Consider the following 18,041-nt stretch of genomic DNA (forward strand, 5'->3'; position numbering starts at 1 on the left):
CGCGCACCTTCCGGGTCCGCGCGTTTTTTGTTTTCTTCGCAATGGTTTTCGCGCTGCTGTCCCTCAACGGCTGCAAGCGCAACGAGACCGGCCAGTTGCCCGAAGCCAGCGGCGAGCCCATCAAGGCGCAGCGCGACAAGGTGGAAGGTTTCGCGCTGGTGGGGGCCTATCCCGACCAGCATGACGGCAACCTGGCCATCGCCCTGGAGTTCAGCCGGCCGCTGGTCAGTTCGCAGGATTTCGACGCGCTGCTGGCGGTCACCGATGCCAACGGTGCGGTGGTGAAGGGCAGCTGGGTGCTGGACGAGAAAGGGCTGGTGCTGCGCTTCCCGTCGGTGGAAGCGGCCAAGGACTACCAGGTCACGCTGCGCGCCGGTCTTTCCGCGGCCGATGGCACCCGACTGGGCAAGGACGACACCCGCAAGGTGCACACCGGCGAACTGGAACCCGCGGTCGGCTTCGCCTCGCAGGGCAGCGTGCTGCCGGCGCGGGAAAGCCGCGGCCTGCCGGTGGTGTCGATCAACGTGGACGAAGTCGATGTCGAGTTCCTGCGCGTCACCGAGAAGCAGCTGCCGAAGTTCTTCGCCGAGTACCAGCGCGGTGGCCGTCGCGGCAGCTGGGACCTGGACAGCGAATACGGCGACAACACGCCGCTGGGCACGCTGGCCGAGCCGGTCTACCTCAACCGCTTCGTGCTGGGCGGCAAGCCCAACGAGCGCGTGCTGACCTACCTGCCCATCCAGGACATCCGCGAGCTGCAGGATCCCGGCCTGTACTTCGCCGTCATGAAGCGCACCGGCAAGTTCGCCGGCGAGTTCGAGACGGCGTTCTTCACCGTTAGCGACATCGGCCTGCATACGCGTGCCTACAAGGACAAGCTGTTCGTGCACACGGCATCGCTGCAGGACGGCGCGGCCATCGGTGGGGTCGAGCTCAAGGTGCTCGATGCGCGCGGCGAAGCGGTGCTGGCCGGCAAGACCGACGGCAACGGCAATGCGCTGTTGAACTACACCCTGGACGCCGGTCACGTGCTGGTCGCTACGCGCGGCAAGGACGTGTCCATGCTTCCGTTCAACCAGCCCGCGCTGGACCTGTCCGAGTTCGCGGTGGCGGGGCGGGAACAGGCGTGGTTCGACGTGTTCGCCTGGTCGGGGCGTGACCTGTACCGGCCTGGCGAAACCGTTCGCGTCTCCGCCCTGCTGCGCGACAACGACGGCAAACCGGTGACGGCCACCGGCAAACAGTTGCAGCCGGTATTCCTGCGGCTGAAACAGCCCGACGGCAAGGTGTTCCGCGAGACCCGCCTGCAGCCGGGCGAGCAGGGTTACGTCCGTTTCGAGCAGGTCATCCCGGCGGAGGCGCCGACGGGGCGCTGGCAGGTCGAGTTCCGCACCGATCCCGCCAGCAAGGAAGCAGTGCAGGGCATGACGCTGCGCATCGAGGAATTCCTGCCCGAGCGCATGAAGCTGGACCTGGACGCGGCGCAGCCGGTGCTCAAACCCGGCGAGCCACTCCGGCTGAAGGCCACGGCGGCCTACCTGTACGGCGCGCCGGCCAGCGGCAACCGCTTCACCGCCAAGCTGGCCGTGGCGGTGGAGCAGCACCCGCTGGAGCAGCTGCCCGGTTACTTCTTCGGCGATCCGACGCTGGAACTGCCGAAAGAGGCCAAGGACGTCATCGACACCACGCTGGCCGAGAACGGCGTGCTGCAGCAGGATATCGCCTTGCCGGCCGAGGCCAAACCGCGCAGCACCATTGCCGCCATCGTGTCAGGCAGTGTGTACGAGACCGGCGGCCGCACGGTCAACCGCACGCTAAAGCGCGTACTGTGGCCGGCGAACACGTTGGTCGGCATCCGCCCGTTGTTCGACGACAAGGACGGTGCCGACGCCAACGCGAATGCGGGCTTCGAACTGGTGCGCGTGGATGCGGCCGGCAAGCCACGGCCTGGCAAGGGGCTGAAGGCCATGCTGGTGCGCGAACTGCGCGACTACCACTGGAACTACGACGAGGACGGCGGCTGGGACTACGACTTCACCCGCCGGTTCGAGAACAAGGACACGCGCACGCTCGACATAGGAACCGGTGCGTCGAAGATCGATTTCCCGGTGGAGTGGGGCGAGTACCGGCTGGATGTGTTCGATCCGGCCACGGGCCTGACCACGCGTTATCCGTTCCGTGCCGGCTGGAGCTGGGACGACCAGAACCGCGGCCTGGACGCGCGCCCCGACAAGGTCAAGCTGTCGCTGGACAAGACCGGCTACAAGGTCGGCGACACCATGAAGGTCACCCTGACGCCACCGCACGCCGGCAAGGGCCTGCTGATGGTCGAAAGCGACCGCATGCTCTACGTGCAGGCCATCGATGCCAAGCCGGGCAGCACGTTCTCCATCCCGGTGACCAAGGACTGGGAACGCCACGACGTCTATGTCACCGCACTGGTGTTCCGCGGTGGCTCCGCACCCAGCAAGATCACGCCCGCGCGCGCCGTCGGCGTGGCGCACGTGCCGATGGATCGCCGCGACCGCCGGGTGGCCGTTGGATTGTCCGTGCCCAAGCAGATGCGGCCGGAGCAGAACCTGTCGGTGGTGGTCAGCGTGCCGGAACTGGCGGGCAAGCCCGCCTATGTCACCGTGTCCGCGGTCGACGTCGGCATCCTGAACATCACCCGCTTTCCCGTGCCGGATGCGAACGCGCAGTTCTTCGCGCAGCGCCGCCTGGGCGTAGACGCCTATGACATCTATGGGCGCGTGATCGAGAGCTTCGAAGGCGGCAGTGCGAAGATCCGCTTCGGTGGCGACATGGCGCTGGCGGCATTGCCACAGGCCAAGCGGCCGACCTCGCGCGTGCAGACGGTGGACCTGTTCTCCGGCCCGGTGAAGCTGGATGCCATGGGCAATGCGCGCATTGCGCTGAAGGTGCCGGATTTCAACGGCACGTTGCGGGTCTCCGCACTGGTGTATTCCGACACCCGCTACGGCAACCGTGACCGTGAAACGGTGGTGCGCGCGCCGATCGTCGCCGAGGCCAGCCTGCCGCGCGTGCTGGCGCCCGGCGACCGCAGCACGGTGACGCTGGACGTGCAGAACTTCACCGGCAAGCCCGGTGCCTTCAAGGTGCAGGTGAACGGCGAAGGGCCGTTGAGCATCGGTGAGGGCAGCCGCGACGCCACGCTGCCCGTGGACGGAAAGAACACCCTCAGCTTCCCGATCACGGCAGGCGAGGGCTACACCACCGCCAAGGTGCGGGTGCGCGTGGAGGGCAATGGCTTCAAGGTGGACCGTCGTTATGACCTGCCCGTACGCGCGGGCTGGCCAGCGGTGCTGCGTTCGCAGACGCGCGTGCTGGATGCCCTGGGCCCGGTGGAAATGGGCGCGGGCTTCGCCGACGGGTTGATGCCCGGCTCGGTGACGGCGCGCATGACGGTGAGTGCGTTGCCGCCCATTCCGTTCGCCAGTGCGCTGCAGGGCGCGCTGGAGTACCCCTACGGCTGCGCCGAGCAGACCACCAGCAAGGGGTACGCCGCGCTGGAACTGGATGACGCGACCGCGAAGCTGCTGGGCGTGGCGGGACTGGACGCGAAGAAGCGCCGCGAGCGCATGGAGGGTGCCTTCGGCCGACTCGCATCGATGCAGGTGGCGAACGGCCACTTCTCGATGTGGGGCAACGACGATTACGTCAACCCGGGGCTGACGCCGTACATCGCCGAATTCCTGCTGGATGCGCGCGAAGGTGGTTTCGCGGTACCGGATGCGGTGCTGCAGAAGGCGCTGACCCGGCTCAACGAAGACCTGCTGGCCGGTGGCGCGCAGTTCTACGGCTACGACAGTCGCGATCACCTGAAATTCGCCAACCAGGCCTACGCGGGTTACGTACTGGCGCGCGTCAACCGGGCGCCGCTGGGCACGCTGCGCGCGCTGTACGACAACGAGCGCGGCAAGAGCCTGACCGGCCTGCCTCTGGTGCACCTGGGCATCGCGCTGTCGCTGCAGGGCGACAGGAACCGTGGTGCGAAGGCCATCGCCGACGGCTTCGCGAAGACCGGCGATCGACCCGAGTACCTGGGCGATTACGGCACCCGCCTGCGCGATGACGCGCTGATGATCGCGCTGGTGCACGAACGCAAGCTGTCCAAGCCCGAGTACGACCGTCGTACGGTGTCGCTCGGCCGCGAACTGGACGCGCGCCGCAACAGTGGCTGGTTGTGGCTGAGCACCCAGGAGCAGGTGGCGCTGGCCCGGCTTGGCAAGGCCCTGATGGTGGACCAGGCGAAGCTGGTGTCCGGACAATGGAGCGTCGGCGGCGATGCCGAAGCGGTGGCGCCGGTGCGCCTGTTCGGCCGCAGCTTCGACCATGCAAGCCTGTCGAAGGGCGTGCGGTTCGTCCCGGAGGGCAGTCCGCCGCTGTACGCCAGCCTGGACGTGGCGGGCATCCCGCGCAGCGCGCCTGCGCCGGACAATCGCCAGATCGGCATCGAGCGACGCTACTACACCACCGATGGCAAGGAGTGGAAGGGTGGCACGTTGAAGGAAGGCGAGGCGCTGATCGTGCGCGTGGGCATCACCGCCAATGTCAGCATGCCGGACGCGCTCTTCACCGACCTGCTGCCGGCGGGGCTTGAGATCGAGAACTTCAACCTGGGTGAAGCAAAGCAGTGGGCCGAGGTGGTGGTGGACGGCATTTCCGTCAGCGACCGCGCAGGCGCCGCCGACGTGAAGCACGAGGAGTTCCGTGACGACCGCTATGTGGCCGCGCTGAAGCTGGACCGGGGCGACACCGCCAAGGTGTTCTACCTGGTGCGTGCGGTCACGCCGGGCACGTACACGGTGCCGCCGCCGCTGGTGGAAGACATGTACCGCCCGGATATCCGTGGCGTGGGCAAGTCCACGCCGGCGTCCATCACGGTGGTGCAGCCGTGACGCTTTCCTTCTCCTGGCGCGCCGGGAGAAGGTTCGCATCCACACTGGTCACTGTGGGAGCGACGTGAGTCGCGACGAACGGCTGGTATAGCCTCATCGCTACAGGCGTCGCTCCCACTGCCACACGCAGCGTTACCATCATTCATGCAGAAGCGAGGTTTCCCCAGACTGTTGACCTGGCTCCGCTGGGTCACCGTCGCCGTGCTCGTCATGCTGCTGGTGCTCGATTTCGCCTTCCCGCCGCCGCTGCCGAAAACGCGCGACACCAGCACGCTGGTGGTCGCGCGCGACGGTACGCCGCTGCGCGCGTTCGCCGACCGCGAAGGCGTCTGGCGCCATCCCGCCACGCCCGACAGCGTGTCGCCGCTCTACCTGCAGGCGCTGTTGACCTACGAGGACCGCTGGTTCTGGCGCCATCCCGGCATCAATCCCTGGGCGCTGGTCCGTGCAGGCGGACAATGGGTGCAGCGCGGCCGCATCGTGTCGGGTGGATCGACGCTGACCATGCAGGTGGCGCGCATGCTGGACCGGCATTCGCGCACGCCATGGGGCAAGGCCAAGCAGATGCTGCGCGCGCTGCAGCTGGAAGCGCATCTTTCCAAGCGCGAGATCCTCACGCTGTACCTGGAACGCGCCCCCTTCGGTGGCACCATCGAAGGCGTGGATGCGGCCAGTTGGGCCTACCTGGGCAAGCCGGCCGCGCAGCTGTCGCATGCCGAGGCCGCGCTGCTCGCCGTGCTGCCGCAATCCCCCAGCCGGCTTCGCCCCGACCGTCATCCCGAGGCCGCACGGTTGGCACGCGACAAGGTGCTGCGGCGCATGGCCGAACAGGGTATGTGGTCGTCCGATGTGGTCGACGATGCGCGGGTGGAACCGGTGGTCGCACGCTCCCTGCAGCCGCCGTTGCATGCCGCGCTGCTCGCCGAACGCCTGCGCCAGCAGCAACCACGTGCCGCACGCATCGTGTCCACGATCGACGCCGGCCTGCAGCGCACGCTCGAAGAGCGGGTGCAGAGTTACTTCTCCACGTTGCCGGCGCGCACGTCGGCGGCGCTGCTGGTGGTCGACAACGCGACGATGGAAGCGCACGCCTATGTGGGGTCGGTGAGCTTCGGCGACCAGGCGCGGTTGGGGCACGTGGACATGGTGCAGGCCTGGCGCTCGCCGGGTTCCACGCTCAAGCCCTTCCTGTACGGCCTGGCGCTGGATGATGGCCTGATCCATTCGGAGAGTCTGCTGGTGGACGCGCCACAGTCCTTCGGCGGTTATCGTCCGGGCAATTTCGATGCCGCATTCAATGGGCCAGTCAGTGCCGCCGATGCGTTGCGGCTTTCCCTCAACGTACCGGCCGTGGACCTGCTGGACCGCGTGGGTGCGGCGCGCTTCTCGGCGCGGCTGGCCAACAACGGGCTGACGTTGCGCTATCCGCCGGGCGCGCAGCCCAACCTGGCGCTGATCCTCGGTGGTACCGGTGCGCGGCTCGAAGACCTGGTGGGTGCCTACGCCGCGCTGAACCGCGCAGGGCTGTCGGGGCGCGTGCGGTACACGCGCGACATGCCTTCCATGGATCGCAGGCTGCTGTCGCCGGGTGCCGCGTGGATCATCCGCGAGGTGCTGGAGGCGCATCCACGCCCCGGTTATGGCGGCGGCGTGCTGGATACCGGCAATCGCCCGCGCGTGGCCTGGAAGACCGGGACCAGCTACGGGTTCCGTGATGCATGGGCCCTGGGCAGCACGCACCGCTACACGGTCGGCGTCTGGGTGGGGCGACCGGACGGCACGCCCCTGCCGGGGCAGTACGGTGCGGTGACGGCGTTGCCGTTGATGTTCGAAGTGATCGACAGCCTGCCGCGCACCCGCGGCGATGCGGAACGCCCGCCGGCACCGCGCGAAGTGACGGAAGCCGAGATCTGCTGGCCGCTGGGCACGCTGGCGGACGCTGACGCCCCCCACCTGTGCCAGCGTCGGCGCGAGGCGTGGATACTGGACAATGCCGTGCCGCCCACCTTCGCCGAACGCGACGCACGGCTGTGGAATGCGGGCAGGGAACGCTTCGACGTGGACCAACGTACCGGGCTGCGGCTGTCGGCGGAGTGCGCCCATCCTCATGTGGCCCGCAGTACGGAGATCGCGCGCTGGCCTGCCCTGGCATCGCCCTGGTTGCCGGCGCAGACGCGCGAGGCCTCGCGGCTGCCCGCGTTGTCGCCCGACTGCCAGCCGGACGGCCGGGATGCAGCGGAAGAACTGCGCATCGAAGGACTCAACGACCAGGCCACGCTGGCGCGTGCACCCGGCAGCACGCACGGCGTGCGTCTCCAGTTGCGCGCGCTTGGCACGGACGCCCGCGTGCAGTGGTTGCTGGACGGTCGCTGGATCGCGGAAACCCGGGCTTCCCAGGCTTTCCAGCACGATTTTGACCAGCCGGGCGAGCATCAGCTCACTGCGCTGGCGGACAGCGGTGCCTGGACGCGGGTGAGGTTCAAGGTCCTGCGCTGAGCGGGGTTCAGCGATAGTGGGCCAGGAACGCTGACAGCGAGGTGGCGTCGGGCACCAGCAGGTTCATCAGCATGCCCGCCAGCAGCAGCGACAGCGTGGCGGCGACGAAGGGCCATGCGGTACTGCGGAGCGTGGTCGCCAGCCAGCGATCCGGATCGTGCTGGTGCTTCAGTCGCCGGTACAGTCCGGCCGACAACACGGCATCCAGAGCGAGTTCCGCCAGCAGGGCGGGCGCGATCCAGATCACCCACCCGACCGCCAGCAGCGCGCCCGCCAGCAAGGCCAAGACGACGGCGACAGGCAGTGACTCATCCAGATCGAGTGCGCTGTCCAGGGACGGCATCTGCACTTCGCCGGGGGAGGCATCGAACGACATGCGTGCCCCGCCATCGGGAAGCACGTCGAAATCCGCGCTGGCACCGGCGCCACCCGATTTCCCTCCCGCTCCGTGCCACTCGCTCCCATCGCGTCCGGCTGGCGGGGATGCGTGGCCGCCATCGGAATCAAGGCCCGACACGTCCCATTCCCGATACCGGCGCCACACCCAGATCAGGCCGAGGAACACGACATAGGCCAGCATCACGCACAAGGGGTAGCGCAGCCACAACGCATCCATGCCGGCCGCCGAGAGCGCCACGGAGGCCAGGAAGCCTGCCGCTGCCGTCAGCAGCACCAGCACGCTCATCTGCAGGCGTGGCGCCGAGACGCGCGCCGCGACGCGGGCTTTCAATGCAGGCGGAATGTCGTTCCGTCCTGCCACGCGATCAGCCGATCTGTTCCAGCATGTGCTCCGCGCCGGACACCTTGTACTCGCCCGGTGCCTCGACGAACACGTGGCGCACGATGCCGTCTTCCGCGTACAGCGCGAAGCGCTTGGCGCGGATGCCCATGCCGTAGGCGCTGGCGTCCATTTCCAGGCCCAGGGCCTTGGCGAAGTCGGCGTTGCCGTCGGCCAGCATCTGCAGGCCGTCCGGTACGTGCTGCGTCTTGCCCCACGCCTGCATCACGAACGGGTCATTGACCGAAACACAGAACACTTCGATGCCGCGGCTGCGGAAATCCTCGAAATGCTCGACATAACTGGGCAGGTGCTTCTCCGAACAGGTGGGGGTGAAGGCGCCGGGCACGGCGAACAGCACGGCCTTGCGGCCATCGAACAGGGCCGCCGTGTCGACGGCCTCGACACCTTCGCGGATACGCTTGAGGACGACTTCGGGAATGCGGTCGCCAACCTGGATGCTCATGGGGAATGCCTTGCGTTGAGGAAACTGAATGCAGTCTAGCGCGCCGGGGTAAGGCCGCGGTGAGGGTCTTGAAAACCCCTGGCCCGCGCCTATTTTCCGGGCTGTCGGCGCCGCCTGGGTTGCGCCTTTTCCTGAGGAGAAAACCATGAGCATCGTCCAGTACCACCCGTGGGCCAACTCGCGTGGCCTGCAGGATGAAATCAAGCAGGTGTTCGACCGCTTCCTGGGCGAGTCGGATGCCGACCAGTCCAACGTGGTGACCAGCCAGTGGGCCCCGCGCGTGGATATCCGCGAGGAGAGCGACCGGTTCGTGATCCTGGCCGACATCCCGGGCGTGGATCCCCAGGAGATCGAGATCCACATGGACAAGGGCATCCTGACCCTGCGTGGCGAAAGGGTTGCGGAGAAGAAGGAAGACGCCGCGCGTTATTCCCGCGTGGAGCGCGTGCACGGGACGTTCTATCGACGCTTCTCGCTGCCGGACAGCGCCAATGCCGACGGCATCACCGCCAGCGGCAAGCATGGCGTGCTTCAGATCGACATTCCCAAGAAGCCGGAAACCACGCCGCGCCGCATCCAGGTGTCCTGACGCCCGCGCAGGCACCCCTGACGCGTCGCCGCCTGCGCAGACGGGCGACGACGCGGGCAGGGTGGCATTACCGCTAGAATTGACCCGTGACGCGCATCCAGCGCGTTTTCCGTCAGCCGGGCGCTGTGCCGCAGTGCCGTCGGCGCGCCGGCGGACTCCTGCGGAGATTCCATGCAGTTCAAAGACTATTACGCGGTGCTGGGGGTGGAACCCGGCGCCGGCGATGCCGAGATCAAGACGGCGTATCGCCGGCTGGCCCGCAAGTACCACCCGGACGTCAGCAAGGAAGCCGGTGCCGAAGACCAGTTCAAGGCCGTCAACGAGGCCTACGAGGCGCTGCGCGACCCGCAGAAGCGCGCCGCCTACGATCAGCTGCGCGCGCGCGGTTACCGGCCGGGCGAGGAATTCCGTCCGCCGCCCGATTTCGGGCGCGGCGGCCACGGCGCTCAGGATTTCGATTTCGAGGAGATCTTCGGCGGCGCGGGCGGTGCCGGCAGCGGTGGTTTCAGCGATTTCTTCGAAGGCCTGTTCGGCCGCCGCGGTCGTCCCGAAGCTCCGCAGCCACGCGGACCCCAGGCGCCACGCGATTCGCGCGCCAAACTGGCGGTGCCGTTGCAGGCGGTGCATGACGGCGGCAGTGTCCGGCTCAACGTCAACGGCCGCCAGTTGGACGTCAGGGTGCCCAAGGGCGTGAAGCCGGGGCAGGTGATCCGTCTGGCCGGGCAAGGCAGCCAGGGCGGCAACCTGCTGCTGGAAGTGGAATACGCCCCGCATCCGCAGTTCGACGTGGATGGCCGCAACATCATCCACGTGCTGCCGCTGACGCCCTGGCAAGCGGCCCTGGGGGCGACGCTCAGCGTGCCCACGCTGGGCGGTGCGGTGGAACTGAAGATCCCCCCCGACTCCGATTCCGGCCGCAAGCTGCGGCTGCGCGGGCGCGGCCTGCCGGGTACGCCGCCAGGCGACCAGATCGTCGAACTGGAGATCACCGCCCCGAAGCCGGAAACGGAAGAGCAGCGCAAGGCCTACGCGAAACTGGCCAAGGCGTTCGGCGAAACGACGCCCTGACGGAAGCATCGTGATGCCGGCGGGTGGTCAAAATTTGGCCACCCTTCTTGACAGCGTTGTGGCACGGGCACGCGCCGCGGTTATCCACAGTTTCATGCACGCGTCATCCACACCCCCTGTGGAGAAACCCGTTCCCGTTGGCGGGCCGTAAACAACCGCGCCACCCGAAGGTGGCGCGGTTGCTACAACGAGGACGGGCGAATTACTTGGCCGCGGCGGTCGCAGTGGCCGGGGCGGTGAGGCCGCGCTTTTCCAGCAGGGGTTCGATCTTGGGATCGTGGCCGGCGAAATCACGGAAGATCTTCATGGCGTCCTGGCTGCCGCCCTGCGACAGCAGCGTCTTGCGGAAGTGGTCGCCGTTGGCGCGGGTCAGGCCACCGTTCTGCTTGAACCATTCCACGCTGTTGGCGTCCAGCACTTCCGACCAGATGTAAGCATAGTAGCCGGCCGAGTAGCCACCCATGATGTGGCTGAAGTAGGTCGTCTTGTAGCGCGGCGGCACCGGCTTGTAGTTGATGCCGTCGGCGGTCAGCGCGGCGGCTTCGAACTTCATCACGCCGGCGGCGTCGGGTACCTGGTCGGCGGTGATCTGGTGCCAGCGCTGGTCGAGCATGGCGGCGCCCAGGTACTCGGTGGTGGCGAAACCCTGGTTGAACTTGGACGCGGCGATCACCTTGTCCAGCAGCGCCTGCGGCATCGCCTCGCCGGTCTGGTAGTGCTTGGCGTAGTTCTTCAGGATGGACGGCCAGTCGGCCCACATCTCGTTGACCTGCGACGGGTACTCGACGAAGTCACGCGGCACGCTGGTGCCGCTGAAGTACGGATACTTCACGTCCGAGAACATGCCGTGCAGCGCATGGCCGAACTCGTGGAACATGGTGGTGACTTCATCCCACGTCAGCAGCGTCGGTTCGCCTGCGGGCGGCTTGGGCACGTTGAGGTGGTTGGCCACCACCGGCTTGTCGCCGCTCAGCGCGGACTGCGAAACGTAGGAGTTCATCCATGCGCCACCCCGCTTGGAGTCGCGTGCGTACATGTCCGCGATGAAGATCGCCAGCTGCGTGCCGTCCTCGTTGAACACGTCGTAGACCGTCGTGTCGGGGTGATAGAGCGGCAGGTCGGTGCGCTTCTTGAAGGTCAGGCCGTACAGCTGGTTGGCGGCGTAGAACACGCCGTTCTCCAGCACGTTGGTCATCTCGAAGTATGGCTTGAGCTGCGATTCGTCGAAGTTGTACTTCTCGGCGCGGACCTTTTCGGTGTAGAACGCCCAGTCCCACGGTTCCAGCGTGAAGGTGGGCTGGCCCTTGGCCTTCTGTTCCTTGTCGATCATCGCCTGCAGGTCGGCGGCCTCGCGCTTGGCATTGGCCACGGCGGCCGGGGCCAGCTTGCCGAGCATCGCATTGACGGCTTCGGGCGTGCGCGCGGTCTGGTCTTCCAGGCCGTAGGCGGCGTGGTTGGGGTAACCCAGCAGCTTGGCGCGGTCGGCGCGCAGCTTCATGACGCGCGAAACCAGTTGGGTGTTGTCGAATTCGCCACCGCGACTGCCGCGCACGACGGAGGCTTCGTGCAGGCGCTGGCGCAGGGCGCGGTTGGTCAGCTGCGACTCCGGCGGCTGGCCGGTGGTGTTCAGCAGGGTCAGCACGTACTTGCCTTCCAGGCCGCGCTTCTTGGCGACTTCGGCGGCGGTGGCGATCTGCCCTTCGGTCAGGCCATCCAGTTCCTTGGCGCTGTCGACGACCAGGGCGGATGCGTTCACTTCCTTCAGCACGTTGTCGCTGAACTTGGTGCCCAGTGCGGCCAGCTCGGCGTTCATCGCCTTCAGCGTCGCCTTGTCGGCCTCGGACAGGTTGGCACCGGAACGCACGAAGCTGGTGTGGTAGCGCTCGATCAGGCGGACGCCTTCGGCATCCAGGCCCAGGTCATTGCGCTTGTCGTACAGCGCCTTGATGCGGGCGAACAGTTTCGGATTGAGGTTGATGGCGTCGCCGTGGGCGGCGAACTTGGTGGAGTAGTCCGCACGCAGCTTGTTGCGCGTGTCATTGGTGTCCGTGCCGACGAGGTTGAAGAACACGGTGGTGGCGCGGTCCAGCACCTGGCCGCTCTTTTCCAGCGCGATGATGGTGTTCTCGAACGTGGGCGCGGCCGGGTTGTTGGCGATGGCATCCACTTCCTTCAACTGCTCCGCCATGCCGGCGTCGAAGGCGGGGGCGAAGTCGCTGTCCTTGATCTTGTCGAACTGCGGGTAATGCAGCGGCAGCGGGCTTTCGGCGAAGAAGGGATTGGCCGCCTGGGCGGTCTGGGTGGACGGGGTGGCGGCCTGGCTGTAGGCGGGCATGGCAAGTCCGAGGGTCGCGGCAAGCGCGAGGGCAAGGCGGGTGGTCATGGAGCGCAACTTCCTTCCAGATGTGGACATTCAAGGTTAACCCAAGGGGGCAGCGGGGACCCATGACGAAAGGCATGGGGAGGCGGAAGGCCGTCCCCTGGCGCTCGGCGAAGGCAGGATTCCCGCTCCCGGGAGGGCGAAATCCGTGGAACCTGTGCTTGCGCCCTGTCGTGCGCCGTTGCAGGCCCCGGTGCCTTGCTGGCGGGCCGGGCGTACTGGCCGGCCAGGATTCACGACGCGCGGCGCACCCGTTCACGCGGGGAAGTGCGGCCGCGGCGCTGGCTGCCATGAGCGCCGCTTCGGCAGAGAGCTGCGTGCATCAGGCGAGGATCTCGTACCGCCGCCAGATCCATGACAGTTCGTAGAGCAGGGCGGCGATGGCGAAGGTGCCGTGGTAGCGGTGGCTGCGCGTGGCGATGGCGCCCAGGCTGCCCACGATGTACGCCGCATTGCGCAGCGGGTATTCCCAGCCCAGGTGGCGGTAATAGGCCTCGCCCTTGATCAGCGTGTCCACCACGTCCATCGCGAACAGCACCGCGAGGAATCCGAAGAACCAGTGCCGGCGTGCGTAGAAGTAGGCGCGATAGTCCTCGTAGTCGTCGACGCTTTCGGGGAAGACGAGGGCGCACAGCAGGTACAGCATCAGCGCATACAGCGTGACGAAGAGGTACAGGTTGAAGTTCCAGTGGCCCTGGTGCGACAGCTGGAATTCCCACCACCAGAAATGCAGCAGGTAGACGAACATGAAGCCGGCCCAGACCAGGTGCACCCAGTAGATGCGGCGTGTCTGCGGTCGCTCCACGATGCGCGCCAGATGGCGCAGCAGATGGGTCAGGCCCAGGCCCACGATCATGCCCAGCAGGATGCGGATATGGATGTAGAGGCTGGCGTAGGACGCCGGATCGGCGGAGTGCTGCATGGCGGTTTCCCAGGGCCTGGCGCGTGACACGGTAGCCCATCGCATGCCGCCGTCCCAGTCCGCCGGGCGGCGGCTTGCCGAACACGGGCATCGGGTGTCTGATAGCGGCTCACCCGGAGGCTGGCATGACCACTGCATACGATTTTTCCGCCCAGGACATCGACGGCCGCGAGCGCTCGCTGTCCGAGTACCAGGGCAAGGCGCTGCTGATCGTCAACGTGGCGTCCAAGTGCGGGTTCACCCCGCAGTACACCGGCCTGGAAAAACTGTGGCGCGACTTCGGCCCGCAGGGGCTGGTGGTGCTGGGCTTTCCCTGCGACCAGTTCGGTCACCAGGAACCCGGCGATGCGGCCCAGATCAGGAACTTCTGTTCGCTGAACTACGACGTGACCTTCCCGATGTTCGCCAAGATCGAGGTGAACGGCGATGCCGCGCACCCGCTGTGGAAATGGCTGAAGAAGGAAAAAAGCGGCCTGTTGGGGCTGTCCGCCATCAAGTGGAATTTCAGCAAGTTCCTGGTGGGTCGCGACGGCAGCGTCATCAAGCGCTATGCGCCGACCGATGCGCCCGAGTCGCTTGCCGACGACATCCGCGCCGCACTGGGCTGACGCGCCACATGGTCGAACCGCCTGCCGACCTGAACTTCCATATCGAATTCAGTTCCGCCGACTACGGCCTGCGGGCCTGGGTCACCGGCGTCAACGGCACGCTGGAGACCACGCTGGCGTACTGGCGCATGATCGCCGAGGAAGTCCGCCGCGTGCAGCCGCGGGGCATGCTGGTGGTGGACGACATGGAAGGCGACCCTCCGCCGCCGGAGCAGCTGCTCGTGTTCGTGCAGGCGATGCAGGGGCAGGGCATGGAAGCGGTGCGCATCGCCTATGTGGAACGGCACGCCGCGCAGATTCCGCTGGTGGAATACGCCGGGCTGCTGGCGAACGAGCATGGCTTCAATGCGCGCATCTTCGCGGACGAGGATTCCGCCGTGCGATGGCTGCGCTACGGCGAGCGCTGAGCGCCTTCCAACTGCGCAGGGCCGGCCGTGGACAGCAGGTGGCGGGCGAGGGGTGACCACACCTTCCAGGCATGTCCACCTTCAACCACGGCGACATTGCGTGCGGGAAGCAATCCGGCGAGCGGCGGCATTGCCCCGGCAAGACGATCCTGCTCGCCATAGCCCAGCCACACCGTGCGCGTGCGCGACGGATCGCGCTGCCAGGTCTGCAGATGACGCCAGAGCTCACGCTGGTAGTTGCCGGCATCCACCCGCTCCGGCGGCGCACCGGGCTGCCAGCCGGCAAGCCCCGTGTGGCTGATCTCATCAATGAGCTTGCGGTCGCCGACATACGGCGCCAGCAGCACCAGCCCGGTCGCGTCGCCGGGATAGGCCCGGTCGTACATCAGGCTGCCCATGCCGCCCATCGAGGCGCCCAGCAACCAGACTTCCCGGTAGCCCCGCGTGCGTGCGGGGACGACGACCTCCTCATGCAACCGCTGCGGCGCGCGCCCCTGCATGTAGTACCCGAAGCCGAGACCGGTCAGCACCACGTCCGCATCCGGCCACGCGGACTGCACCGCCTCGGCGATGCCGCTGGCACGCAGCGCGGCGATGTCGTCGCCGCGACCCGGCAGGACCACCACCACCCGGGTCGCCGGCCGCTCCGCGGCGATCAGCGCCTGCGGGATGGGCGCATCGGGGTTGCCGCCCGGCAGGCAGGCGGTGAGCACTGCCGGCAGGATGAAAAGAAACAGCAGCATGCGTCCGCTGACGCCCGTCCGTTTCGTGCTCATGGCGTTTCGGTGCGCCTTTGCAGGGCTTCGCTAGGCAGCAGCGCCAGCAGTTCCTGCGCGAAGGACTCCAGCACTTCTTCCGAGTAGCCGCGGTGGGTACGGACGATGCGGCCATCGCGGCCGATGATGAACATGTTGGGCAGCGCGGTGACGCCATAGCGGTCGCTGACGGTGCCGCGCACGTCATGCACGAAGGTCAGGTCGAGGTCCTTGTTGGCGCGCAGTACCGACAGGTAGTCGCTGCGGGGTTCCTTCAGGTTGATGGCGATGACTTCCAGATAGTCACGCCCGACCAGTTTCTGCACGTGGCCGAGCATGGGCAGCTCGCGCCGGCAGGGGCCGCACCAGGAAGCCCAGAACGTCACCACGACGACCTTGCCCTGCAGCGCGGCGAGGTCCACGACCTGGCCGCTGCGATCCTTGATGCCGATGGTAGGCGGCATGTCGCCTGCGCGGGGCTGCGGCACGGCCACGTCGGCCGCATGCGATGGGAAAAAGGCGAAGGCCAGCAGCGCGGCCGATACGATACGCAGCAGCATCATCGTCCCCCTGATACAGGATTCAAGACTAGCATGCGCAATCCCTGGCGAAGGAGCGCATGCGAAGAGCTTTGCGACACGGCACGGCCGGCCAGGGGGCGTTCGCACGTTCTTGAAGACGTGCCACATCAGAGGAAACCTGCACACCATGACCCTGCGCCGAGCGCCCCTGACCGTGCATGCCCTGCTGCTCGCCCAGCTTCTTTCCCCGGGCCTGCCGGCGAAGGCGGGCACGCCGGTGGCCCTGGCGGTGATCGGAGATTCGGACAGCCATGCCTATCAGGACCGGGTGTACTTCCCTGCGTCCGAAGCCCCGCGCGGGGGTCTTCATCACGCCACCACGTTGCAATGGACCGAAGTGCTGCACCGCGTGAGGGCGACCGAAATCGATCAGGGCACGTGGGGGCGCTACGGCACGGCGGGGTACAAGGCGCGCATCCACGACTGGCTCGGCATGCCGACGCGGACGCCCGCCAAGCAGGACTTCCGCTACAACTTTGCCGTGTCGGGCGCCTCCTGCGTCGACCTGATGGAACGACAGCGGCAGGTTCCGCACCTGTTGCAGGTCATGGACGAATCACCTGCGCGATGGCTTACCGGCGTGGTGGTGATCCGCATCGGCGTGAACAGCTTCGCGCAGCGCGAGAGCCTGAATCGGTTGGCGGCCAATCCTGCCGATCCGAAGGTGCTGGGTACCGTCGACCGCTGCATCGGCAGCGTGCGTGCGGGCGTGGCGGCCATCCACGCCCGACATCCGCGGGCACGCATCGTGCTGGTCGGGATCTTCGACAACGCGCACGTGGCGCGCAATTTCGAGCTGTGGCGTTCGCCGCGGCAGTTGGCGAACCTGCAACCGGCGCTGGACCGTTACGACCAGGCCTTGCTGGCGATGGCGGAACGCGATGAGCGAATCGCGTTCTTCGACGACCGGCTATGGTTCGCCAACCGCTGGGGCTCGCGCGATGCGGAGGGAAAGCCGGCGTATCGTCCGGTGTCCATCGCCGGCAGGTTCAGCGTCACCAATACCGCGGGTGATGCCCCTTCGAACGCCACCCTGCTGGATGGCCATGCAGGCACCGCCTGGAACGCCATGTGGGCGCAGTCGCTGGTGGTCCTGTTGAACGCCCGGTTCGGGCTGGGACTGACTCCGATCAGGGACGAGGAAATCCTGCCGCTGGTGCTGGCAGGGGACGAGCGCCGCTGAACCTCATCGCAAGCGGCAGAGAAGGCCGTTACGCGCAGGCCCGAGGCCGGTCGCCTACTTCTCGACGAACGCCCGCTCGAACACGTATTGCCCCGCGGTACCGATGCGCGGGGCGGCGCTGAAACCGCGGCCATCCAGCAGTGCCCGGAAGTCGGCCAGCATCTGCGGGCTTCCACAGATCATCGCGCGGTCCTTGTCGGCATCCAGCGGTTCCAGTCCCAGCGTTTCCATCATCCGGCCGCTGGCCATCAGGTCGGTCAGACGGCCGTGGTTGGGGAAGTCCTCGCGGCTCACGGCCGGGTAGTACAGCAGCTTCTCGCGGATGGTCTCGCCGAGGAACTCGTGGTGCGGCAGTTCCTTCTCGAAGTAGTCGCGGTACGCGAGGTCCTGCACGCTGCGCACGCCATGGGTGAGGATGACGCGATCGAAGCGTTCGTAGGTGTCCGGATCCTTGATGATCGAGAGCCAGGGCGCCATGCCGGTGCCGGTGCCCAGCAGGTAGAGGTTGCGTCCGGGGTGCAGGTCGCTGATCAGCAGCGTACCGGTGGGCTTGCGCCCGATCAGCATGGTGTCGCCGGGCCGGATGTGGCGCAGGAGCGAGGTCAGCGGGCCGTTGGGCACCTTGATGCTGAAGAACTCGAGCTGTTCTTCCCAGTTGGCACTGGCGATGGAATACGCGCGCAGCAGCGGTTTGGTGGTGCCGTCGGGCTGTTCGACCTGAAGGCCGATCATCACGAACTGGCCGTTCTCGAAACGGAAGCCGTCGTCGCGGGTGGTGGTGAAGCTGAAGTAGTCGTCGGTCCAGTGACGGACGTCGAGCACCGTCTCGGTGCCGAAAGCGGAAGACATGGGGAGTCGTTGCGATCAGTCGAATCACGCCATTGTAGCC

Annotated in this window: 14 protein-coding genes; 7 read left to right on the forward strand and 7 right to left on the reverse strand. The window is 67.1% G+C overall.

Features of this window, described 5'->3' with window-relative positions:
* Nucleotides 1-41: 41 nt before the first annotated feature.
* Nucleotides 42-4,919: an alpha-2-macroglobulin family protein gene (locus OVA13_RS02815; RefSeq protein ID WP_267792305.1), complete on the forward strand. Its 4,878-nt coding sequence runs from the start codon at nucleotides 42-44 to the stop codon at nucleotides 4,917-4,919.
* 144 nt (nucleotides 4,920-5,063) lie between these two features.
* On the forward strand, nucleotides 5,064-7,415 hold the full coding sequence (gene pbpC, locus OVA13_RS02820) for a penicillin-binding protein 1C (protein WP_267792306.1): 2,352 nt from the start codon (nucleotides 5,064-5,066) through the stop codon (nucleotides 7,413-7,415).
* A 7-nt stretch (nucleotides 7,416-7,422) separates the two neighbouring features.
* Here the strand turns inward: pbpC and OVA13_RS02825 are convergent, their stop codons facing one another.
* Complete coding sequence (locus OVA13_RS02825) at nucleotides 7,423-8,175, reverse strand: hypothetical protein (RefSeq protein WP_267792307.1); 753 nt, start codon at nucleotides 8,173-8,175, stop codon at nucleotides 7,423-7,425.
* A 4-nt stretch (nucleotides 8,176-8,179) separates the two neighbouring features.
* Nucleotides 8,180-8,659 carry a peroxiredoxin gene (locus OVA13_RS02830; protein WP_267792308.1) on the reverse strand — a complete coding sequence of 160 codons (480 nt, stop codon included), beginning with the start codon at nucleotides 8,657-8,659 and terminating at the stop codon, nucleotides 8,180-8,182.
* 145 nt (nucleotides 8,660-8,804) lie between these two features.
* Here OVA13_RS02830 and OVA13_RS02835 point away from each other — a divergent pair, with 145 nt between their 5' ends.
* Both OVA13_RS02835 and OVA13_RS02840 read left to right on the forward strand, forming a co-directional pair.
* Nucleotides 8,805-9,248: an Hsp20/alpha crystallin family protein gene (locus OVA13_RS02835; protein WP_267792309.1), complete on the forward strand. Its 444-nt coding sequence runs from the start codon at nucleotides 8,805-8,807 to the stop codon at nucleotides 9,246-9,248.
* Between the two features lie 171 nt (nucleotides 9,249-9,419).
* A complete protein-coding gene (locus OVA13_RS02840; protein WP_267792310.1) occupies nucleotides 9,420-10,316 on the forward strand; it encodes a DnaJ C-terminal domain-containing protein in 897 nt (298 codons plus the stop codon).
* A gap of 202 nt (nucleotides 10,317-10,518) precedes the next feature.
* Here OVA13_RS02840 and OVA13_RS02845 read toward each other — a convergent pair whose 3' ends face one another.
* Nucleotides 10,519-12,699 carry a M3 family metallopeptidase gene (locus OVA13_RS02845; protein WP_267792311.1) on the reverse strand — a complete coding sequence of 727 codons (2,181 nt, stop codon included), beginning with the start codon at nucleotides 12,697-12,699 and terminating at the stop codon, nucleotides 10,519-10,521.
* 319 nt (nucleotides 12,700-13,018) lie between these two features.
* Nucleotides 13,019-13,618 carry a hypothetical protein gene (locus tag OVA13_RS02850; protein WP_267792312.1) on the reverse strand — a complete coding sequence of 200 codons (600 nt, stop codon included), beginning with the start codon at nucleotides 13,616-13,618 and terminating at the stop codon, nucleotides 13,019-13,021.
* 125 nt (nucleotides 13,619-13,743) lie between these two features.
* Between OVA13_RS02850 and OVA13_RS02855 the strand changes: the two genes are divergently transcribed.
* Both OVA13_RS02855 and OVA13_RS02860 read left to right on the forward strand, forming a co-directional pair.
* On the forward strand, nucleotides 13,744-14,226 hold the full coding sequence (locus tag OVA13_RS02855; protein WP_267792313.1) for a glutathione peroxidase: 483 nt from the start codon (nucleotides 13,744-13,746) through the stop codon (nucleotides 14,224-14,226).
* 8 nt (nucleotides 14,227-14,234) lie between these two features.
* Nucleotides 14,235-14,633: a hypothetical protein gene (locus OVA13_RS02860; RefSeq protein WP_267792314.1), complete on the forward strand. Its 399-nt coding sequence runs from the start codon at nucleotides 14,235-14,237 to the stop codon at nucleotides 14,631-14,633.
* On the opposite strand, the gene OVA13_RS02865 is transcribed toward OVA13_RS02860, so the two are convergent.
* A complete protein-coding gene (locus tag OVA13_RS02865) occupies nucleotides 14,618-15,409 on the reverse strand; it encodes an alpha/beta hydrolase-fold protein (RefSeq protein WP_267792315.1) in 792 nt (263 codons plus the stop codon). The two genes, OVA13_RS02860 and OVA13_RS02865, sit on opposite strands and share 16 nt — an antisense overlap.
* Nucleotides 15,406-15,948 (reverse strand): TlpA family protein disulfide reductase, encoded by a 543-nt coding sequence (locus OVA13_RS02870; RefSeq protein ID WP_267792316.1) that lies wholly within the window; start codon nucleotides 15,946-15,948, stop codon nucleotides 15,406-15,408. The genes OVA13_RS02865 and OVA13_RS02870 overlap by 4 nt, the downstream gene beginning before the upstream one ends.
* Before the next feature lie 148 nt (nucleotides 15,949-16,096).
* Here OVA13_RS02870 and OVA13_RS02875 point away from each other — a divergent pair, with 148 nt between their 5' ends.
* Nucleotides 16,097-17,152, forward strand: coding sequence for a GDSL-type esterase/lipase family protein (locus tag OVA13_RS02875; RefSeq protein ID WP_267792317.1), 1,056 nt, complete (start codon nucleotides 16,097-16,099; stop codon nucleotides 17,150-17,152).
* A gap of 54 nt (nucleotides 17,153-17,206) precedes the next feature.
* Here OVA13_RS02875 and OVA13_RS02880 read toward each other — a convergent pair whose 3' ends face one another.
* The gene (locus OVA13_RS02880) at nucleotides 17,207-18,001 is read right to left on the reverse strand and encodes a ferredoxin--NADP reductase (RefSeq protein ID WP_267792318.1); all 795 of its coding nucleotides are present in this window, start codon (nucleotides 17,999-18,001) and stop codon (nucleotides 17,207-17,209) included.
* Between the last annotated feature and the right edge of the window lie 40 nt (nucleotides 18,002-18,041).

Origin of the sequence: Pseudoxanthomonas sp. SL93, from assembly GCF_026625825.1 — a bacterium.
Classification (GTDB): domain Bacteria; phylum Pseudomonadota; class Gammaproteobacteria; order Xanthomonadales; family Xanthomonadaceae; genus Pseudoxanthomonas_A.